The 19,187-nt window shown below is 40.0% G+C and carries 16 protein-coding genes and 1 other RNA gene; 14 read left to right on the top strand and 3 right to left on the bottom strand.

What is annotated here, in order from left to right; all coding sequences use genetic code 11:
- The first annotated feature begins 291 nt into the window (after nt 1-291).
- Complete coding sequence (locus ACWPUA_RS03045; protein WP_454379024.1) at nt 292-2,394, top strand: AAA family ATPase; 2,103 nt, start codon at nt 292-294, stop codon at nt 2,392-2,394.
- Between the two features lie 60 nt (nt 2,395-2,454).
- Here ACWPUA_RS03045 and ACWPUA_RS03050 read toward each other — a convergent pair whose 3' ends face one another.
- On the bottom strand, nt 2,455-2,937 hold the full coding sequence (locus tag ACWPUA_RS03050) for an S-ribosylhomocysteine lyase (RefSeq protein WP_006151868.1): 483 nt from the start codon (nt 2,935-2,937) through the stop codon (nt 2,455-2,457).
- 205 nt (nt 2,938-3,142) lie between these two features.
- Between ACWPUA_RS03050 and ACWPUA_RS03055 the strand changes: the two genes are divergently transcribed.
- Nucleotides 3,143-5,125, top strand: coding sequence for a peptide ABC transporter substrate-binding protein (locus ACWPUA_RS03055; protein ID WP_454379026.1), 1,983 nt, complete (start codon nt 3,143-3,145; stop codon nt 5,123-5,125).
- A gap of 78 nt (nt 5,126-5,203) precedes the next feature.
- Here the strand turns inward: ACWPUA_RS03055 and pbp1a are convergent, their stop codons facing one another.
- Both pbp1a and recU read right to left on the bottom strand, forming a co-directional pair.
- Nucleotides 5,204-7,339, bottom strand: coding sequence for a penicillin-binding protein PBP1A (pbp1a, locus tag ACWPUA_RS03060; protein WP_454379028.1), 2,136 nt, complete (start codon nt 7,337-7,339; stop codon nt 5,204-5,206).
- Nucleotides 7,336-7,932, bottom strand: a complete 597-nt coding sequence (gene recU / locus ACWPUA_RS03065; protein WP_006150093.1) for a Holliday junction resolvase RecU — start codon at nt 7,930-7,932, stop codon at nt 7,336-7,338. The genes pbp1a and recU overlap by 4 nt, the downstream gene beginning before the upstream one ends.
- 67 nt (nt 7,933-7,999) lie before the next feature.
- Here recU and ACWPUA_RS03070 point away from each other — a divergent pair, with 67 nt between their 5' ends.
- The 12 genes from ACWPUA_RS03070 to fni all read left to right on the top strand — a co-directional run bounded on the left by ACWPUA_RS03070 (nt 8,000) and on the right by fni (nt 19,160).
- The gene (locus ACWPUA_RS03070; protein ID WP_454379031.1) at nt 8,000-8,527 is read left to right on the top strand and encodes a DUF1273 domain-containing protein; all 528 of its coding nucleotides are present in this window, start codon (nt 8,000-8,002) and stop codon (nt 8,525-8,527) included.
- 69 nt (nt 8,528-8,596) lie between these two features.
- Nucleotides 8,597-8,932, top strand: a complete 336-nt coding sequence (gene gpsB, locus ACWPUA_RS03075) for a cell division regulator GpsB (RefSeq protein ID WP_006152068.1) — start codon at nt 8,597-8,599, stop codon at nt 8,930-8,932.
- 17 nt (nt 8,933-8,949) lie between these two features.
- Nucleotides 8,950-9,331, top strand: an RNA gene (gene rnpB, locus ACWPUA_RS03080) — RNase P RNA component class B.
- An 82-nt stretch (nt 9,332-9,413) separates the two neighbouring features.
- Complete coding sequence (locus ACWPUA_RS03085) at nt 9,414-10,592, top strand: THUMP domain-containing class I SAM-dependent RNA methyltransferase (protein ID WP_454379033.1); 1,179 nt, start codon at nt 9,414-9,416, stop codon at nt 10,590-10,592.
- A complete protein-coding gene (mapZ, locus tag ACWPUA_RS03090) occupies nt 10,585-12,030 on the top strand; it encodes a cell division site-positioning protein MapZ (protein WP_454379035.1) in 1,446 nt (481 codons plus the stop codon). Before ACWPUA_RS03085 ends, mapZ begins: the two co-directional genes overlap by 8 nt.
- Before the next feature lie 76 nt (nt 12,031-12,106).
- The gene (gndA, locus tag ACWPUA_RS03095) at nt 12,107-13,531 is read left to right on the top strand and encodes an NADP-dependent phosphogluconate dehydrogenase (RefSeq protein ID WP_454379037.1); all 1,425 of its coding nucleotides are present in this window, start codon (nt 12,107-12,109) and stop codon (nt 13,529-13,531) included.
- Nucleotides 13,532-13,542: 11 nt separating this feature from the next.
- Entirely contained in the window at nt 13,543-14,232 is a 690-nt protein-coding gene (locus ACWPUA_RS03100; RefSeq protein ID WP_454379039.1) for a response regulator transcription factor, read from the top strand.
- Between the two features lie 94 nt (nt 14,233-14,326).
- The gene (locus ACWPUA_RS03105) at nt 14,327-15,244 is read left to right on the top strand and encodes an N-acetylmuramoyl-L-alanine amidase family protein (RefSeq protein WP_414256182.1); all 918 of its coding nucleotides are present in this window, start codon (nt 14,327-14,329) and stop codon (nt 15,242-15,244) included.
- Nucleotides 15,245-15,367: 123 nt separating this feature from the next.
- Nucleotides 15,368-16,246: a mevalonate kinase gene (mvk, locus tag ACWPUA_RS03110; protein ID WP_414277192.1), complete on the top strand. Its 879-nt coding sequence runs from the start codon at nt 15,368-15,370 to the stop codon at nt 16,244-16,246.
- Nucleotides 16,228-17,181, top strand: a complete 954-nt coding sequence (gene mvaD, locus ACWPUA_RS03115; protein WP_414277193.1) for a diphosphomevalonate decarboxylase — start codon at nt 16,228-16,230, stop codon at nt 17,179-17,181. The genes mvk and mvaD overlap by 19 nt, the downstream gene beginning before the upstream one ends.
- Nucleotides 17,168-18,181: a phosphomevalonate kinase gene (locus ACWPUA_RS03120; protein ID WP_454379042.1), complete on the top strand. Its 1,014-nt coding sequence runs from the start codon at nt 17,168-17,170 to the stop codon at nt 18,179-18,181. The genes mvaD and ACWPUA_RS03120 overlap by 14 nt, the downstream gene beginning before the upstream one ends.
- Nucleotides 18,159-19,160, top strand: coding sequence for a type 2 isopentenyl-diphosphate Delta-isomerase (gene fni, locus ACWPUA_RS03125; protein WP_454379044.1), 1,002 nt, complete (start codon nt 18,159-18,161; stop codon nt 19,158-19,160). The genes ACWPUA_RS03120 and fni overlap by 23 nt, the downstream gene beginning before the upstream one ends.
- Nucleotides 19,161-19,187 lie beyond the last annotated feature (27 nt).

Genomic DNA, 19,187 nt, shown 5'->3' on the forward strand with positions numbered 1-19,187 from the left:
GTGATATACTAAGAACATAAGGATAATGAAAGTCCTTAGAAAACCTTGATTTTAAGGTGATTGCATATACTATCTTAAGATCAAAGTATGGGTAAAACCTAGAAAAGAGGTACAACCTATGGTTAACATTAGTATTTTTAGAAGTCCAATCGAAAAACCTGTATTGGATAAAGAAAAACCTGAAATTATACGTAGAGTAGCAAATAGCTAGTCTAAATTTTTTAAAATAAAGGTCAGAGAAAGTCAAATTATCTTGACTAAGTAAATTTGAAAACAAACGAGGTATGAAATATGAATAACAACTTTAATAACTTTAACAACATGGATGATTTATTTAACCAATTGATGGGTGGTATGCGTGGATACAGTTCAGAAAACCGTCGTTACTTGATTAACGGCCGTGAAGTAACGCCTGAAGAATTCGCTATTTACCGTCAAACTGGTCAACTTCCAAGCGAAGGAAGTGAACAAGCTCAGTACGTTCAAGGTAAAGGTATGAAACAAGATGGGATTCTTGCAAAACTTGGACGTAACTTAACAGCAGAAGCACGTGAAGGGAAGTTGGACCCAGTGATTGGACGTAATAAAGAAATCCAAGAAACTTCTGAAATTCTTTCTCGTCGCACAAAGAATAATCCAGTTCTCGTCGGTGATGCTGGTGTCGGTAAAACTGCAGTAGTAGAAGGATTGGCCCAAGCTATCGTGAACGGTGACGTTCCTGCAGCAATCAAGAACAAAGAGATCATTTCTATTGATATTTCTGGACTTGAAGCTGGTACTCAATACCGTGGTAGCTTTGAAGAAAATATTCAAAACTTGGTAAACGAAGTCAAAGAAGCTGGAAATTTTATCCTTTTCTTCGACGAAATTCACCAAATCCTTGGTGCTGGTAGCACAGGTGATGGTCAAGGGTCTAAAGGTCTTGCTGATATCTTGAAACCAGCTCTTTCTCGTGGTGAATTGACAGTGATTGGTGCAACTACTCAAGATGAATACCGTAATACTATCTTGAAAAACGCAGCCCTTGCTCGTCGTTTCAACGAAGTGAAGGTTAATGCTCCATCTGCTGAAGATACTTTCAAGATTCTTCAAGGTATTCGAGATCTTTATCAACAACACCACAATGTTATTTTGCCAGATGAAGTCTTGAAAGCTGCCGTTGATTACTCTGTTCAATATATTCCACAACGTAGCTTGCCAGATAAGGCTATTGACCTTGTGGATGTGACAGCTGCTCACTTGGCGGCTCAACATCCCGTGACAGATGTACATGCAGTTGAGCACGAAATTCAAGCGGAAAAAACTAAACAAGAAGAAGCTGCGGCTAAAGAAGATTACGAAGCAGCTCTAAATGCAAAAGTCCGTATCGAAGAGCTTGAAAAGCAAATTGCTAATCATACAGAAGATCACAAGGTTACAGCAACAGTTAATGATGTGGCTGAATCTGTAGAACGTATGACGGGTATTCCAGTATCTCAAATGGGGGCTACGGACATCGAACGTTTGAAAGATATGGGGCACCGTTTGCAAACCAAAGTTATCGGTCAAGACAAGGCTGTTGAGGCAGTAGCAAAAGCGATCCGTCGGAACCGTGCAGGCTTTGACGAAGGAAATCGCCCAATCGGTAGCTTCCTCTTTGTAGGTCCTACTGGTGTTGGTAAGACTGAGTTGGCCAAACAATTGGCTCTTGATATGTTCGGAACGAAAGATGCTATCATCCGTTTGGACATGTCAGAATATAGCGACCGTACAGCCGTTTCTAAATTGATTGGTACAACAGCTGGTTATGTTGGTTATGATGACAATAACAATACTTTGACAGAACGTGTTCGCCGTAACCCATACTCAATCGTCCTTCTCGACGAAATTGAAAAGGCTGACCCTCAAGTCATTACTCTTCTTCTTCAAGTCTTGGATGATGGTCGTTTGACAGATGGTCAAGGTAACACTGTCAACTTCAAGAATACGGTGATTATCGCAACTTCAAACGCGGGCTTTGGTTACGAAACTAACTTGACAGAAGATGCTGATAAACCAGAACTCATGGATCGATTGAAACCATACTTCCGTCCAGAATTCCTCAACCGTTTCAACGCTGTGATTGAATTCTCACACTTGAGCAAGGAAGACCTTTCTAAGATTGTTGACTTGATGTTGATTGATGTCAATAAGACACTTTCTAAGAAAGAAATTGACTTGGCAGTGAGCGATGCAGCCAAAGAATACATGACTGAAGAAGGTTATGATGAAGTTATGGGTGTTCGTCCACTCCGTCGAGTAGTTGAACAACAAATCCGTGATAAAGTAACAGACTTCCATTTGGATAATCTTGATGCTAAACACCTAGAAGCTGATATGGAAGATGGTGTCTTGGTCATTCGTGAAAAAGCCTAAATCAAGATTTAGAAAATAAAAAAAGGAACCAGTTCAAAAGCTGGTTTCTTTTTTTTATTATTAGATAACATGACGTTCAAAGGCATCGTCTGAGATTCCTTGTTGGAGAATTAATTTTGCCCATTCTTTAGCCGAGAAGAGGCTGTGGTCCTTATAGTTTCCACAAGACTCAATGGTTGTTCCAGGAACATCTTCCCAAGTTGTAGTCTCAGCGATTTCCTTTAGTGAATCCTTGATGACAGCAGCGATTTCAGCGCTAGTATGACGTCCCCACATAATCATATGAAACCCTGTACGACAACCAAATGGTGAACAATCAATCATACCGTCGATGCGAGTACGGATTAGTTTAGCCAAGAGGTGCTCAATTGTATGAAGTCCAGCAGTAGGGATAGAGTCTTCATTTGGTTGAACCAAGCGGATATCAAAGTTAGAAATGATATCTCCTTTCGGTCCAGTCTCTTCTCCAATCAATCGGACATAAGGAGCTTTTACAATCGTATGGTCTAGTTCAAAACTTTCAACAATAACTTCTTTTGACATGGTATTTCCTTTCAACTTTCTTCTTTTATTATATCATAAAGATATAGTTGATAAATGTCAATGATTGAAATTTTCCTAAAAAGATTTTCATATTAGAAATGGAGGAAGAAAATATTTTCAAATCAATTTGAAAAATTCTGAAAATTGTATTGACACATGGCTGAAAAGGGACTATAATGTATAAAAAGTCATAAAGGAGTTTATTATGAAATTTTCAAAAGTAATGGCCCTAGCAGGAGTGACTCTGTTAGCGTCAGGTGTTTTGGCAGCTTGTTCAGGTTCAGGCTCTAGTGCAAAAGGTGAGAAAACTTTTTCTTACGTTTATGAAACAGATCCAGACAACCTCAACTATCTGACAACAGGTAAGGCTGCAACTGCTAATATCACTAGTAACGTCATTGACGGTTTGATGGAAAATGACCGCTATGGAAACTTTGTGCCATCTATGGCAGAAGACTGGTCAGTATCTCAAGATGGTTTGACTTACACTTATACAATCCGTAAAGATGCTAAGTGGTACACTTCTGAAGGTGAAGAGTATGCACCTGTGAAAGCTCAAGACTTTGTAACAGGTCTTAAATATGCAGCTGATAATAAGTCAGAAGCCCTTTATCTTGTTCAAGAATCTATTAAAGGTCTTGACGCTTATGTCAAAGGTGAAGTAAAAGATTTCTCAGAAGTTGGAATCAAGGCAATTGATGATCAAACTGTTCAATACACTTTGAATAAACCAGAAACCTTCTGGAACTCTAAGACAACCATGGGTATTCTTGCACCAGTCAATGAAGAATTCCTTACTTCTAAAGGAAGTGACTTTGCCAAAGCAACTGATCCAAGCAGTATTCTTTACAATGGTCCTTTCTTGTTGAAATCATTGGTAGCAAAATCTTCAGTAGAATTTGAAAAGAATCCAAACTACTGGGATAAGGACAATGTTCATATTGATAAAGTAAAACTATCATTCTGGGATGGTCAAGATACAGGCAAACTTGCAGACACCTTTAAGGATGGCGGCTTCTCAATGGCTCGTCTCTTCCCAACAAGTGCAGGATATCCTGAACTTGAAAAAGAGTTTAAGGATAACATCGTTTATACACCACAAGATTCTGCAACTTTCTTAGTTGGGACAAATATTGACCGTCAGTCTTACAAGTACACTTCTAAGACTACGGATGAACAAAAGACATCAACTAAAAAAGCTCTCCTAAACAAAGACTTCCGTCAAGCCATCGCCTTTGGTTTTGATAGAACTGCTTATGCTTCTCAAGTAAATGGAGAAAGTGGAGCAAGCAAACTTCTTCGTAACTTGTTCGTACCACCAGCTTTCGTACAAGCTGATGGTAAAAACTTTGGTGACTTAGTTAAAGAAAAATTGGTAACCTATGGTGACGAGTGGAAAGATGTGAATCTAGACGACGCTCAAGATGGTCTATACAATCCTGAAAAAGCGAAAGCAGAATTTGCTAAAGCTAAGACAGCTCTCCAAGCAGAAGGCGTTCAATTCCCAATTCACTTGGATATGCCAGTTGATCAAACTAATACTACAAAAGTTCAACGTGTTCAGTCATTGAAACAATCACTTGAAGCAACATTAGGAACTGACAATGTTGTCATTGACATTCAACAACTTCAAAAAGATGAAGTCTTAAATGTTACCTACTTTGCTGAAACAGCTGCTGGAGAAGATTGGGATCTCTCAGATAACGTTGGATGGTCTCCAGACTACATTGACCCATCTACTTACCTTGATATCATCAAACCATCTGTAGGTGAAAATACTAAGACTTATCTAGGATTTGATTCTGGTACAAACAACGCCGCTGCCAAACAAGTTGGTTTGGAAGATTACGAAAAGATGGTTGTTGAAGCTGACAATGAAGTCACAGATGTTTCAAAACGTTATGATAAATATGCCGCTGCCCAAGCTTGGTTGACAGATAGCGCTTTGATTATTCCAACAACTTCTCAAACTGGACGTCCAATGTTGTCTAAGATGGTGCCATTCACCCTTCCATTTGCATACTCAGGTAACAAGGGTATGAGTGAAGCCCTCTTGTACAAGTACCTTGAACTTCAAGATAAACCAGTAACTGCTGATGAATATCAAAAAGCTCAAGATAAATGGAAGAAAGAAAAAGAAGAATCTAATAAAAAAGCGCAAGAAGATCTTGCAAACCATGTAAAATAAAAAAAGGTGGAGTTAGTCATTAACTCCACTTTTTCATTAATAAAAGACCTAGAAAACATCTTCCTAGGTCTTTTAAGATTATTGTTGTCCTTGAGGATTTGGATTTTGTTGAGAATTTTGATTTGTATTTGGAACAGTTTGGTTTTGTCCATTATTTGGGCCAGTAGTTTCAGCTACTGTAGTTTGATTTTCGGTTGTTGTAGTAGGAGCTTCTGTAGTAGCTTGTTGGGTTGTTTGAGGGATCCAGTTACTACGAGCGCCAACTTTGAAGACATACTCACCATTACGATACAAGCCCTCAGGCATTGTCCAATCACCTGGGTGATCATCTTCGGAAAGGTACTCCATCATTGATCGGTAGATGTTGGCCGCTACTCTAAATCCATCTCCTTCGATTGGAGTGAGGCGGTTTGAATAACCAGTCCAGACAGCCATTGAATATTTGCGGGTATATCCTACAAACATTTCATCAGGTGCGACATAATCGTATCTCTTAATGTAATTTTCAATTTCATCATCTGTATAGTTAGATGTACCAGTTTTACCAGCTTGTGGAAGCCATGATAAGTAAGCGCCACGACCAGTCCCGTAGGTTAATACGGTTTTCATCATTTCAGTCATCATATAGGCTGTTGTTTCTTTCATGGCACGTGAGCCAGGATCAGAGTACTCTTTTGAACTACCGTCACTAAAGACAATCTTGTTGATATACATTGGTTTATGGTAGATACCACCGTTAGCAAAAGCAGCGTAAGCAGCAGCCATTTTCTCACTACTTGCTCCGTACTTTTTGTTTGACTCAGTCGTGTTACTTGAAATAGCGTTGGCATAGTGCATATCCGGATAGTCAATACCTAAACCATTCAAGAAAGTCTTGGCTTTGTCTAAACCAACCTTTTCAAGTGTTTCAACGGCAGGTACGTTACGCGATTGTTGGATTGCATATTGTAGTGTGATGTTTCCATAGTATGCTTTATCCCAGTTATAAACAGGAATATCTGTTCCAGGATAGTTATAAGGGGCATCTTTTATGATCGCTGCGGTAGAGTCGTAAATTCCGTATTCAAGTGCAGGTGCATAATCTGTGATTGGTTTCATAGTAGAACCCCAGTCACGGTTGGTTTCAACGGCCTGATTGAGTCCGAAGGATACATTGCTTGACTGGTGTCTTGAACCAAGCTGAGCAATAACTTTACCATTTGTAACGTCTACGATAGTAGAAGCTGCTTGAAGTTCATCATCCGGATAATAAACATACTCATCTGTGTTGTATACATCCCAAAGACGCTTTTGAACGTCTTGGTCTACGTTAGTGTAGACATCCATTCCAGTAGTTAAAAGGTTGTAGCCTGTCTCTGTTTCAACTTGTTCAATCACTTCTTTGAGGTAATTGTCTAAGTATGGAGGATAGGAGTTGCTTCCTTTCAGACTTTGTAAACCATCAGTAATAGGTGTATTTATAGCCGTTTCATATTGTTCAGCTGTTAAATAACCTTGCTTTTGCATCTCTGATAGGACTAGATTACGACGTTCTGTTGCTTCTTCTGGATGAGAATAAGGATCGTATTGGTTAGGTGCCTGTGGCATTCCGGCTAGAAGAGCAAGTTGTGGAATTGATAGGTCTTTTAAATCTTTACCATAGTAACTTTGAGCTGCAGTTTGCATACCATAGTTACCATTTGACATGTATACCTTATTGATGTAATATGTCAAAATTTCCTGTTTAGTTGCAGTTCTTTCTAACTGAATAGCTAGCCAAGCTTCTTGGGCCTTACGTGCGATTGTTTGGTCTGATGAAGAAGTTGAGAAATATGTCAGCTTAATCAACTGCTGCGTCAAGGTTGAACCACCTTGGAGGCCACCTCTACTAGTTAAGTTTCGCAGGAAAGCTCCAGCTATTCGAATGCTATCGATTCCTCTATGGTTAAAAAAACGGTGATCCTCGATAGAGACAATTGCATTGACCAGTTCAATAGGGATTTCATTGCTTTGAGCATTGACACGACGTTCGGCTCCTAAGTCAGCAATCAATTCGTTTTTACTGTCGTAAATTTTACTTGAAGTTGTTGCGACAAGTTTGCTTTCAGAAAGTTCTGGTGCTTTAGATACATAGTAGAAGAAGACACTTCCACCAATCAATATTGCAGCAATAAAGGCTGCTAAAAATCCAATTCCTAGATATTTAGCAATGCGCCAGATAAGTTGTTTGTTCATATTGTTTTACCACCTAGTAAATGTTGTTTGACGATATCGAGATAAGGTATTTGAGGGAAGGCTTGTTGTTCAATCACATAACCATGCTCTCGAATATAATCAAGCGGCATTGATTTTTTCCCCATATCCTGTTGATAAAAACGGATAAGGTCAATCGCCGGTAATAAATATGTTTCCTGATAAGAAGAAAAATGGATTAGGACGAAGCAAATTCCCTTTTGTTCAAGAACCTGTTCCATATGCTGTATCTGATGAGAATGGAAGTTCTTCATCGGGAAAGCATTTTTTTGTCTGGTTTCCTTTGCTTCGAAATCAATGTAAAATCCTTCATAAACACCCGAGTAGTCAGTAGTTGAAGCTTGTCTAAAATAGGCTTCAACAATTTTAGCGCGACTCCGTTGAGGGTAGTCGACCCGAACAATCTGAACTGGGGTTGGCTTTTTGTGAATGACTGCTATTCCATGTGATAGATAGTAGTCATTGGTAGCATTAATCATCTTTTCAAAGCTCATACCTCGATTTGCGAAATTTTTAGTTTGAGGTAGAGAAGTTTTGCTTGGTTTAGATGAAAGTTTATGTGGATAGTTGACCATAGTCCTCCTTATTGGTACAATAACATCACTCTATTATACCACAAAGGTTTTCAGAAAGGGTGAAAAAATGCATACAGCCTTGGTTTTGGGATACTCAGCTTTTGATTTGGGAGTGTTTAATGAAAAGGACATTCGCTTAAAAATTATCAAAAAAGCCATTCGAAGAGATTTGGAAAGAATGGTTGAGGAAGGGTTGCAATGGCTAGTGTTTACAGGTTCTCTTGGTTTTGAACATTGGGTTTTAGAAGTCGCCAAGGAAATGAAAGATGACTATGGATTCCAACTAGCGACTATTTTTGACTTTGAGACACATGGTTCGAATTGGAATGAAGCTAATCAGATCAAATTGAGTGATTTTAAACAGGTCGATTTTATTAAGTATGCCTATCCGGCTTATGAGCATAAAAGCCAATTGAGAGATTACCAGATTTTTTTACTTGAAAATACAGATGGAACCTATCTTTTTTATGATCAAGAAAACGAAACAAAACTGAGATTTTTTTACGAACTGATGAAAAAGAAAGACAACTATATTACAAAAAGATTAACATTTGAGGATTTAAACGAAATAGCCGAAAATTTTTCCGAAAATTGAGGCTTTGACCTTGCTTTTTGTTTGCCTTTTTTTATATAATAATACTAGTAACTGAGAATGGAGAGAGACATGGCAAGTATTATTTTTACAGCAAAGGATATTTTTGAGCAGGATTTCGGAAGAGAAGTACGTGGATACAGTAAAGCAGAGGTAGATGAATTCTTAGATGACGTTATCAAGGATTATGAAACCTATGCAGCGTTGGTTAAATCATTGCGTTTGGAAGTCGCAGAATTGAAAGAACAATTGGCGAACAAACCTCAAGTGGAACCTGTATCTGTAACGTCTGAGCCTGCTGAGCTTGGAAGTACGACTTCTATGACTAACTTTGATATCTTGAAACGATTGAATCGTCTTGAAAAAGAAGTATTTGGCAAACAAATCGTAGAAAATTCTGATTTCTAGAATCATACAGTTGTGCAATTTTTGGATAATCGCGTGGAGAGTTTATCTTTTCATGAGGAAAGTCCATGCTAGCACAGGCTGTGATGCCTGTAGTGTTTGTGCTAGGCGAAACCATAAGCCTAGGGACGAGAAATCGTTACGGCGAGTGAATAGACTAAGTTTTCGGATATGTTTTAGTAGCTCTGAAAGTGCCACAGTGACGAAGTCTCTCTGGAAACAGAGAGAGTGGAACGCGGTAAACCCCTCAAGCTAGCAACCCAAATTTTGGTCGGGGCATGGAGTGCGCGGAAACGAACGTAGTACTCTGACTGCTAGCAGCTTCTAGCTGTTAGTGGTAGACAGATGATTATCGAAAGAAGTGGTCCTAGTCACTTCTGGAACAAAACATGGCTTATAGAAAATTGCATATAGGTTGGGGCTGAGAAATTTTCTCAACCTCATTTTTTAAAGGTGAACAAGAGAAAGGTCTTTAAAGACTGACATGAAACAAACATTTAACTTAATCGCGACTGCTGCAGCAGGCTTAGAGGCTGTTGTAGGTCGGGAAGTGCGTACACTTGGCTATGACTGTCAAGTTGAGAATGGTCGCGTTCGCTTTGGAGGAGATGTAAAGGCAATTATTGAAACCAATTTGTGGCTACGAGCTGCAGATAGGATTAAGATTGTTGTTGGGACTTTTCCTGCAAAAACATTTGAAGAACTTTTTCAAGGAGTTTTTGCCTTAGATTGGGAAAACTATTTACCACTTGGAGCGCGTTTTCCAATTTCAAAGGCTAAGTGTGTCAAATCAAAACTTCATAATGAGCCTAGTGTTCAAGCTATTTCTAAAAAGGCAGTTGTCAAGAAATTGCAGAAACATTATGCTCGACCAGAAGGCGTTCCCTTGATGGAAAATGGTCCAGAGTTTAAAATAGAGGTTTCAATTCTTAAAGATGTTGCGACTATCATGATTGACACAAGTGGTTCTAGTCTTTTCAAACGAGGTTATCGTACTGAAAAAGGTGGTGCTCCTATTAAAGAGAACATGGCAGCAGCAATTCTGCAATTATCAAACTGGTATCCAGATAAACCTTTGATTGATCCAACCTGTGGTTCAGGAACCTTCTGTATTGAGGCAGCTATGATTGCTCGTAATATGGCGCCAGGCTTACGACGTTCCTTTGCTTTCGAAGAATGGAATTGGGTTAGTGATCGTTTGATTCAGGAGATTCGTACGGAAGCTAGCAAGAAGATTAATCGTGAGATTGAGCTAGACATCATGGGCTGTGATATCGATGGCCGCATGGTGGAAATTGCTAAGGCAAATGCTCAGGCTGCGGGGGTTTCTAAGGATATCTACTTTAAGCAGATGCGCGTGCAGGATTTGCGAACAGATAAGATTAATGGAGTTATTATTTCGAATCCACCATATGGGGAACGCTTATCAGATGACGCAGGAGTAACAAAGCTCTATGCTGAGATGGGAGAGGTATTTGCACCACTTAAAACCTGGAGTAAATTTATCCTGACTAGTGACGAAGCTTTTGAAAGTAAATATGGTAGTCAGGCAGATAAAAAACGGAAACTCTATAACGGTACTTTGAAAGTTGATTTATATCAATATTTTGGTCAACGAGTGAAAAGAGAAGATGTCAAAGTAGAAAGGAATGCAAATGAGTAAGAAAAGACGCAATCGCCATCACAAGGGTGAGCAAGAATCTAAATTTGAATTTGAAGAGGCTAAAGATTTAACGGTTGGTCAGGCTATTCGTAAGAACGAAGAGGTTGAAGCGGGTGTGACTCCAGATGATACCATCTTAGATAAATATATCAAGCAACACCGTGAAGAAATCGAAGCAGACAAATTTGAAAATTTACAAACGAAAAAAGAGGAGTCTACTCAAAGCTTGGATGATATGATCCAAGAAGTGAGAGAAACTACTGAACAAGAAAATGTGTTAAGTCCGGAAGAGGAAGCAATTGCTCTTGCAGTAGCCACAGAGACAACTGAAATCGTTGCTCAAGAAGCCGAAGAAGAGGAAACGAGAGTTCTCGAGCAACCTTTTAAGGATGAATTGGAAGCTGTGGAAATGGCTGAGGTTGATAACTCCGAAGTTGCAGTGGTTTATGAGGAAAATGAAGATCAACTTCAACCCTTATCTCGTTCTGCTCAAGCAGATGATGAACCTCAAAATAAAAAGAAATGGGCAATTTTGTCAGCCATTATTTTACTATTCCTCTTGATTTTTGGAGGTGGCTATTACGTTTATCGTCAGATTACGCGTTCTTCTCAAGAGCTTCAAACGAAGGCTGCAGATTCAGGCTTGGTAAGCAATCAGTCGGTCTATGAACAATTTAATGCGCTCTACGACACGTTTTATACTGATGAAAACAAAACAGCTCTTAAAAATAGCCAGTTTAGTCAACTGAATCAATTGAAGGAACTTCTAGATAAACTTGAAGGAGCGAGAGAACATACTCTAGCCAAATCAAAATATGATAGCTTAGAAACACAGATAAAAGCAATTCAAGAAGTAAATTCTCAATTTGAAACTCCAGCTATTACAGATGGTGTTTTGGATACAAATGCAAAAATCAAAGCGGATGCTAAATTTACAGATATCAAGACTGGTAATACAGAAATTGATAAACTTCTAGACAAAGCAATCAGTCTTGGTAAGAGTCAATTAGCAAGTACAACAACAAGTGCAGCTTCAACGTCAGCCGCTAGCCAAGAAGCGTCAAGCCCAACGACAGAAAGCAGTCCATCTACTTCAACAAATGAGACTGCGTCATCTACGAATGGTGGCTTGTCGAGCGAAGGCGTTAATTTGCAAAGAAGTGTCAGTCGAGTACCGTATAATCAAGCCGCTGTAAGTGATAGTAGTAATCCTGCTTGGACTTTTGCAGATGGTGTCCTTGAACGAATACTTGAGACATCCCGTGCACGTGGATATATCACTGGAAACCAATATATCTTGGAACCTGTAAATATCGTTAATGGCAATGGTTATTACAACCTTTATAAACCAGATGGAACTTATCTCTTCACTCTAAACTGTAAGACAGGATACTTTGTTGGGAATGGTTCTGGCCATGCGGATGATTTAGACTACTAGTCAAATTGTTATAAAATTCTTTCTTTTCACAGATAAACGTGATAAAATAAAACATATTAAATAAGAGGAGTGTCACATGACAAAAGCAAACTTTGGTGTTGTTGGTATGGCCGTAATGGGTCGTAACCTTGCCCTTAATATCGAATCTCGTGGATACACAGTTGCTATCTATAACCGTAGTAAAGAAAAAACAGAAGATGTTGTTGCTTGCCATCCTGAAAAGAACTTTGTGCCAAGCTATGATATCGAAAGCTTCGTAAACTCAATCGAAAAACCACGTCGTATCATGCTTATGGTTCAAGCAGGACCTGGTACAGACGCAACCATCCAAGCCCTTCTTCCACACTTGGATAAAGGCGATATCTTGATTGATGGAGGAAATACTTTCTATAAAGATACTATCCGTCGTAATGAAGAATTGGCGAACTCAGGTATCAACTTCATCGGTACAGGTGTATCTGGTGGTGAAAAAGGTGCCCTTGAAGGACCATCTATCATGCCTGGTGGACAAAAAGAAGCCTATGAATTGGTGGCTGACGTTCTTGAAGAAATTTCTGCAAAAGCACCAGAAGATGGGAAACCATGTGTGACTTACATCGGTCCTGATGGAGCAGGTCACTATGTGAAAATGGTTCACAATGGTATCGAGTACGGTGATATGCAATTGATCGCAGAAAGCTATGACTTGATGCAACACTTGCTCGGTCTTTCGGCAGAAGACATGGCTGAAATCTTTACTGAGTGGAACAAGGGTGAATTGGACAGCTACTTGATTGAAATCACAGCTGATATCTTGAGCCGTAAAGATGATGAAGGTCAAGATGGACCAATCGTAGACTACATCTTGGATGCTGCAGGAAACAAAGGAACTGGTAAATGGACTAGTCAATCAGCTCTTGACCTTGGTGTGCCATTGTCACTCATTACTGAGTCAGTATTTGCCCGTTATATCTCAACTTACAAAGAAGAACGTGTTCATGCAAGCAAGGTGCTTCCAAAACCAGCTGCTTTCAAATTTGAAGGCGACAAGGCTGAGTTGATTGAAAAAATCCGTCAAGCCCTTTACTTCTCAAAAATCATCTCTTACGCACAAGGTTTTGCGCAATTGCGTGTAGCTTCTAAAGAAAACAACTGGAACTTGCCATTTGCGGACATCGCATCTATCTGGCGCGATGGATGTATCATCCGTTCTCGTTTCTTGCAAAAGATCACAGATGCATACAACCGTGATGCAGATCTTCCTAACCTTCTTTTGGATGAGTACTTCTTGGATGTAACAGCTAAGTACCAACAATCAGTTCGTGATATCGTAGCTCTTGCTGTTCAAGCAGGTGTACCAGTACCAACATTCTCAGCTGCCATCACTTACTTTGATAGCTACCGTTCAGCTGACCTTCCAGCAAACTTGATCCAAGCACAACGTGATTACTTTGGTGCCCACACATACCAACGTAAAGACAAAGAAGGAACATTCCACTACTCTTGGTATGACGAAAAATAAGTAGGTCAGCCATGGGGAAACGGATTTTATTACTTGAGAAAGAAAGAAATCTAGCTCATTTTTTAAGTCTGGAACTCCAAAAAGAGCAATACCGAGTTGATCAGGTAGAAGAGGGACAAAAGGCCCTCTCCATGGCTCTTCAGACAGACTATGACTTGATTTTACTGAATGCTCATCTAGGGGATATGACAGCCCAGGATTTTGCAGATAAGTTGAGTCGAACCAAGCCAGCTGCGGTGATCATGATCTTGGACCATCGAGAAGAATTGCAAGACCAACTTGAAACAATCCAGCGTTTCGCTGTTTCATATATCTACAAGCCAGTCATTATTGATGATTTGGTGGCTCGTATTGCAGCAATTTTCCGAGGTCGGGATTTTATCGACCAACACTGTAGTCAAATGAAGGTTCCGACATCCTATCGCAATCTGCGTATGGACGTAGAACATCATACAGTCTATCGTGGTGAGGAAATGATTGCCCTCACACGTCGTGAATATGACCTTTTGGCTACCCTTATGGGAAGCAAGAAAGTTTTAACTCGAGAGCAGTTGCTGGAAAGTGTTTGGAAGTATGAAAGTGCGACCGAAACCAATATTGTGGATGTTTATATCCGTTATCTACGTAGCAAACTTGACGTAAAAGGTCAAAAGAGTTACATTAAAACCGTACGTGGTGTGGGTTACACCATGCAAGAATAGAAAAGCAGTTACCTTGTGTAACTGCTTTTTTTGAAATTATTATATATTGACATATAGTTCAGTTTTTGCTATAATCATTTTGGAGGAAGCAAGAATGAAATTTTTGAAAAAAATGATGCAAGTTGGACTAGCAGTATTTTTCTTTGGTCTGTTAGCAACAAATACAGTATTTGCGGACACTACAGGTGGACAGTTTGTCGATAAGGACAATAGAAAATATTATATAAAAGATGACCATAAAGCAATCTATTGGCATAAAATAGACGGTAAAACTTACTATTTTGGTGATAAAGGAGAAATGGTAGTTGGCTGGCAATATATAGAAATTCCTGGAACAGGTTATCGTGATGATTTGTTAGATAACCAACCAGTTAATGAAATCGGTCTTCAACACAAGTGGTACTATTTTGATAAAGATGGCGTACTACAAGAGTTTGTTGGCTGGCAACAATTAGAGGCTAAGTATTCGTTAACTGTTGGCAAAAAGCATGGTGAAGGCTTTGAAGGCCCAGAAGTTCTTAAATTAGCAAACTACTACTTTGATCAAGATCACTCATTAAAAACAGGTTGGCTTTATGATCAGTCTAACTGGTATTACCTAGCAAAAACAGGTTCTTCAGGAAAAGACTACCTTGGTGGAGAAAGACGTGCTGGTTGGATTAACGACAATTCGACTTGGTACTATCTCGATCCAACAACCGCTGCAATGCAAACTGGTTGGCAGTATCTTGGTAACAAGTGGTACTATCTCCGTTCATCAGGTGCTATGGCGACCGGTTGGTATCTAGATGGTTCAACTTGGTATTATTTAGATGCTCAAAATGGTGATATGAAAACTGGCTGGATTTATGTCGATAATACTTGGTATTATCTTCGTTCGTCAGGAGCTATGGTGACAGGCTGGTTCCAAGTTAACGGTAAATGGTACTATGCCTATAGTTCAGGTGCCCTAGCTGTGAATACCACAGTAGGTGGCTACCAGGTCAACTATAATGGTGAGTGGGTACAATGATGAAAACAAGCGATTGTGAAAGGAAACAATCGCTTTTTTTGTGAAAATATAATAAAATAGAAAGGAATAAAGTTCTAAAATTTTATCTAGAAATAGATGATTTTCATCTGATAGTAGGATTAAATGACAAAAGAAGTTGGTGTCGGTCAGGCACATAGTAAAATTATTTTAATAGGGGAGCATGCAGTCGTTTACGGCTATCCAGCCATCTCTTTGCCTCTTTTAGAGGTAGAGGTGACTTGTCGGGTTGTACCGGCAACGACACCATGGCGTCTTTTTGAAGAGGACACCTTGTCCATGGCAGTTTATGCTTCTCTCGAGTATCTGAATATCAAAGATGCATACATCCGTTGCCAAATTGACTCTGCTATTCCAGAAAAACGTGGAATGGGTTCTTCGGCAGCCATTAGCATTGCGGCTATTCGCGCTGTATTTGATTATTACCAAGCAGAACTACCGCGAGATGTGTTAGAAATTCTGGTCAATCGCGCTGAGATGATTGCCCATATGAATCCTAGTGGATTGGATGCTAAGACCTGCCTTAGTGACCAGCCTATTCGTTTTATCAAGAATGTTGGTTTTGAAGAACTAGCCATGGACTTGTCGGCTTATCTGGTCATTGCAGATACAGGAGTCTATGGACACACTCGTGAAGCTATTCAAGTTGTAGAGAGCAAGGGTAAGGAAGCTTTACCTTTCTTGTATGCACTTGGAGAGTTGACCCAGCAAGCAGAAGAAGCAATAAAGGCAAGAGATGCCATGATGCTGGGAGAGATTTTAACAAAAGCACATGGAAATCTAAAAGAAATAGGAGTTAGTAGCCTTGAGGCTGATGCCTTGGTTGAAACTGCTCTCGAACATGGAGCTTTAGGTGCTAAGATGAGTGGTGGTGGTTTAGGTGGCTGTATTATAGCCTTAGTAGCTGACTATCACCAAGCTCAAGATTTAGCTGAAAGATTAGAAGAGAAAGGAGCTGTTCAGACATGGATCGAAAGCCTGTAACAGTACGTTCCTATGCCAATATTGCTATTATTAAATATTGGGGAAAGAAGGCAGAAAAAGAGATGGTTCCTGCGACTAGCAGTATCTCTCTAACTTTAGAAAATATGTATACGGAGACGATACTTTCTCCTTTACCAGTAGATGCAACCGCTGATGTCTTTTACATCAATGGTCAGTTGCAAAACGAAGCTGAGCATGCCAAGATGAGTAAAATCATTGACCGCTACCGTCCTGAAGGAGCAGGGTTTGTTCGTATCGATACCAAGAACAATATGCCAACAGCAGCAGGCCTTTCTTCAAGTTCCAGTGGTTTATCTGCCTTGGTCAAAGCTTGTAACGCATATTTCCAACTTGGGCTGAATCGCAGAGAATTGGCCTTGGAAGCTAAGTTTGCATCGGGTTCTTCATCTCGTAGTTTTTATGGCCCCTTGGCAGCCTGGGACAAGGATAGTGGAGAGATCTATCCAGTTGAGACTGACTTGAAACTCGCTATGATTATGTTGGTCTTGGAAGACCAGAAAAAACCAATTTCCAGTCGAGATGGGATGAAGCTCTGTGTGGAGACTTCGACAACTTTTGATGAGTGGATTCGTCAATCTGAACAAGATTACAAGGATATGTTAGTCTACCTCAAGGAAAATGACTTTAAGAAAGTTGGAGAATTAACAGAGAAGAACGCCTTGGCTATGCATGCTACAACAAAAACTGCAACTCCATCCTTCTCTTATCTGACAGATGCTAGTTATGAGGCTATGGATTTTGTTCGTCAGCTTAGAGAACAAGGAGAATCTTGCTACTTTACCATGGATGCGGGCCCTAATGTCAAGGTTCTTTGCTTGGAAGAGGATTTGGAACATTTATCAGAACTTTTAGGTCAACGATATCGCTTAATCGTTTCAAAAACAAAGGATTTGAGCCAAGATGACGATTGTTAAAACTTGTGGGAAGCTCTATTGGGCTGGGGAGTATGCCATTTTAGAACCGGGACAGTTGGCACTAATAAAGGCTATTCCCATCTATATGACGGCTGAGATTAAAGCGTCTAATAATTATCGACTCTACTCAGATATGTTTTCCTATAGTGTAGACTTGCGACCGGATTCCTCTTATACCTTGATTCAAGAAACAGTTGCCTTGGTGGAGGAGTATCTAACTGCCCAAGGAGTTGAACTGCAGCCTTTTTCTTTAGACATTCGTGGGAAAATGGAGCGTGAGGGGAAGAAATTTGGCCTGGGTTCTAGTGGTAGTGTGGTTGTTTTGGTCATCAAGGCCATGCTTGCCTTCTATGAAAGATTAGCTGATAGAGAACTCTTGTTTAAATTGGCGAGTGCTGTACTTCTTAAACGTGGGGACAATGGCTCCATGGGGGACATTGCCTGTATCGTATCAGAAGACCTCGTCCTCTATCAGTCATTTGACCGTGAGAAAGTGGCAGATTGGCTAGAAAAAGAAGACTTGCAAGCTGTATTAGCACGTGACTGGGGCTTTTCTATTAGGAGCGTTGAACCGGCCTTGAAGTTTGATTTTCTGGTTGGTTGGACCAAGGAAGTGGCTGTATCAAGTCATATGGTCAAGCAAATCAAGGATAATATGAACTCTAGCTTTTTACAGGCTTCAAAAGAAACAGTAGCTAACTTGGTAAAGGCTTTGGAGGTGGGTCAAGAAGAAACCATTATTGACTTGCTGGAACAAGCTAGCCAACTTTTAGAAGGCTTGAGTTCAGATATTTATACACCTTCGCTCAGGCAATTAAAAAATGCCAGCCAAGACTTAAAAGCTGTTGCTAAGAGCAGTGGTGCTGGTGGTGGAGACTGTGGGATTGCACTTGGCTTTGACCAAGATTCGACCACATTACTGAAAAAACGCTGGGCTGATCTAGGAATTGAGCTCTTGTATCAAGAAAGGATAGGACATGACGACAAATCGGAAGGATGAACACATCCGCTATGCCCTTGAACAAAACAGTACTTATAATAGTTTTGATGAAGTGGAGTTGATCCACTCCTCGCTACCTTTATATGACTTAGATGAAATTGATCTTTCGACAGAATTTGCAGGTCGAAAGTGGGACTTTCCTTTTTATATCAATGCCATGACGGGTGGAAGCGATAAGGGGAGAGAAATCAATCAAAAATTGGCTCAGGTGGCTGAATCCTGTGGGATTTTATTTGTAACAGGTTCTTACAGTGCTGCTCTTAAGGATCCTTCAGATGACTCTTTTTCAGTCAAAACTAGTTACCCTAACCTCCTTCTTGGAACCAATATTGGCTTAGACAAGCCTGTAGAACTAGGATTACAAACAGTGAAAGAGATGAATCCACTCCTCTTACAAGTTCATGTTAATGTCATGCAGGAATTACTTATGCCAGAGGGTGAACGTCAATTTAGATTATGGCAGCATAATCTGAAAGATTATGCTGAGCAAATCTCTGTACCTCTTGTTTTAAAAGAAGTTGGCTTTGGCATGGATGTGAAAACCATTGCTAAGGCTTATGAGATGGGAATACAAACCGTTGATTTGTCTGGCCGTGGGGGGACTAGCTTTGCCTATATCGAAAATCGTCGTAGCGGTCAACGGGACTACCTCAATGACTGGGGTCAATCGACCATGCAAGCTCTTCTGAATGCCCAAGACTGGAAAGACAAGATGGAACTTTTGGTTAGTGGAGGAGTTCGCAATCCACTAGATATCATCAAATGCTTGGTGTTTGGAGCCAAGGCAGTTGGTCTATCACGCACTATGTTAGAGCTGGTTGAAAATTACTCTGTTGATGTCGTTATTTCCATTGTTGAAGGTTGGAAGGAAGACCTACGCTTGATTATGTGTGCCCTTAATTGTAAAAAAATTGAGGATTTGCAAGAGGTTGACTATCTCCTATATGGAAAATTGAAAGAAGCAAAAGATCAAATGTAAAGAGATCGGGATTTTAGTCCCGGTCTC

The organism is Streptococcus sp. Marseille-Q6504, assembly GCF_965111625.1.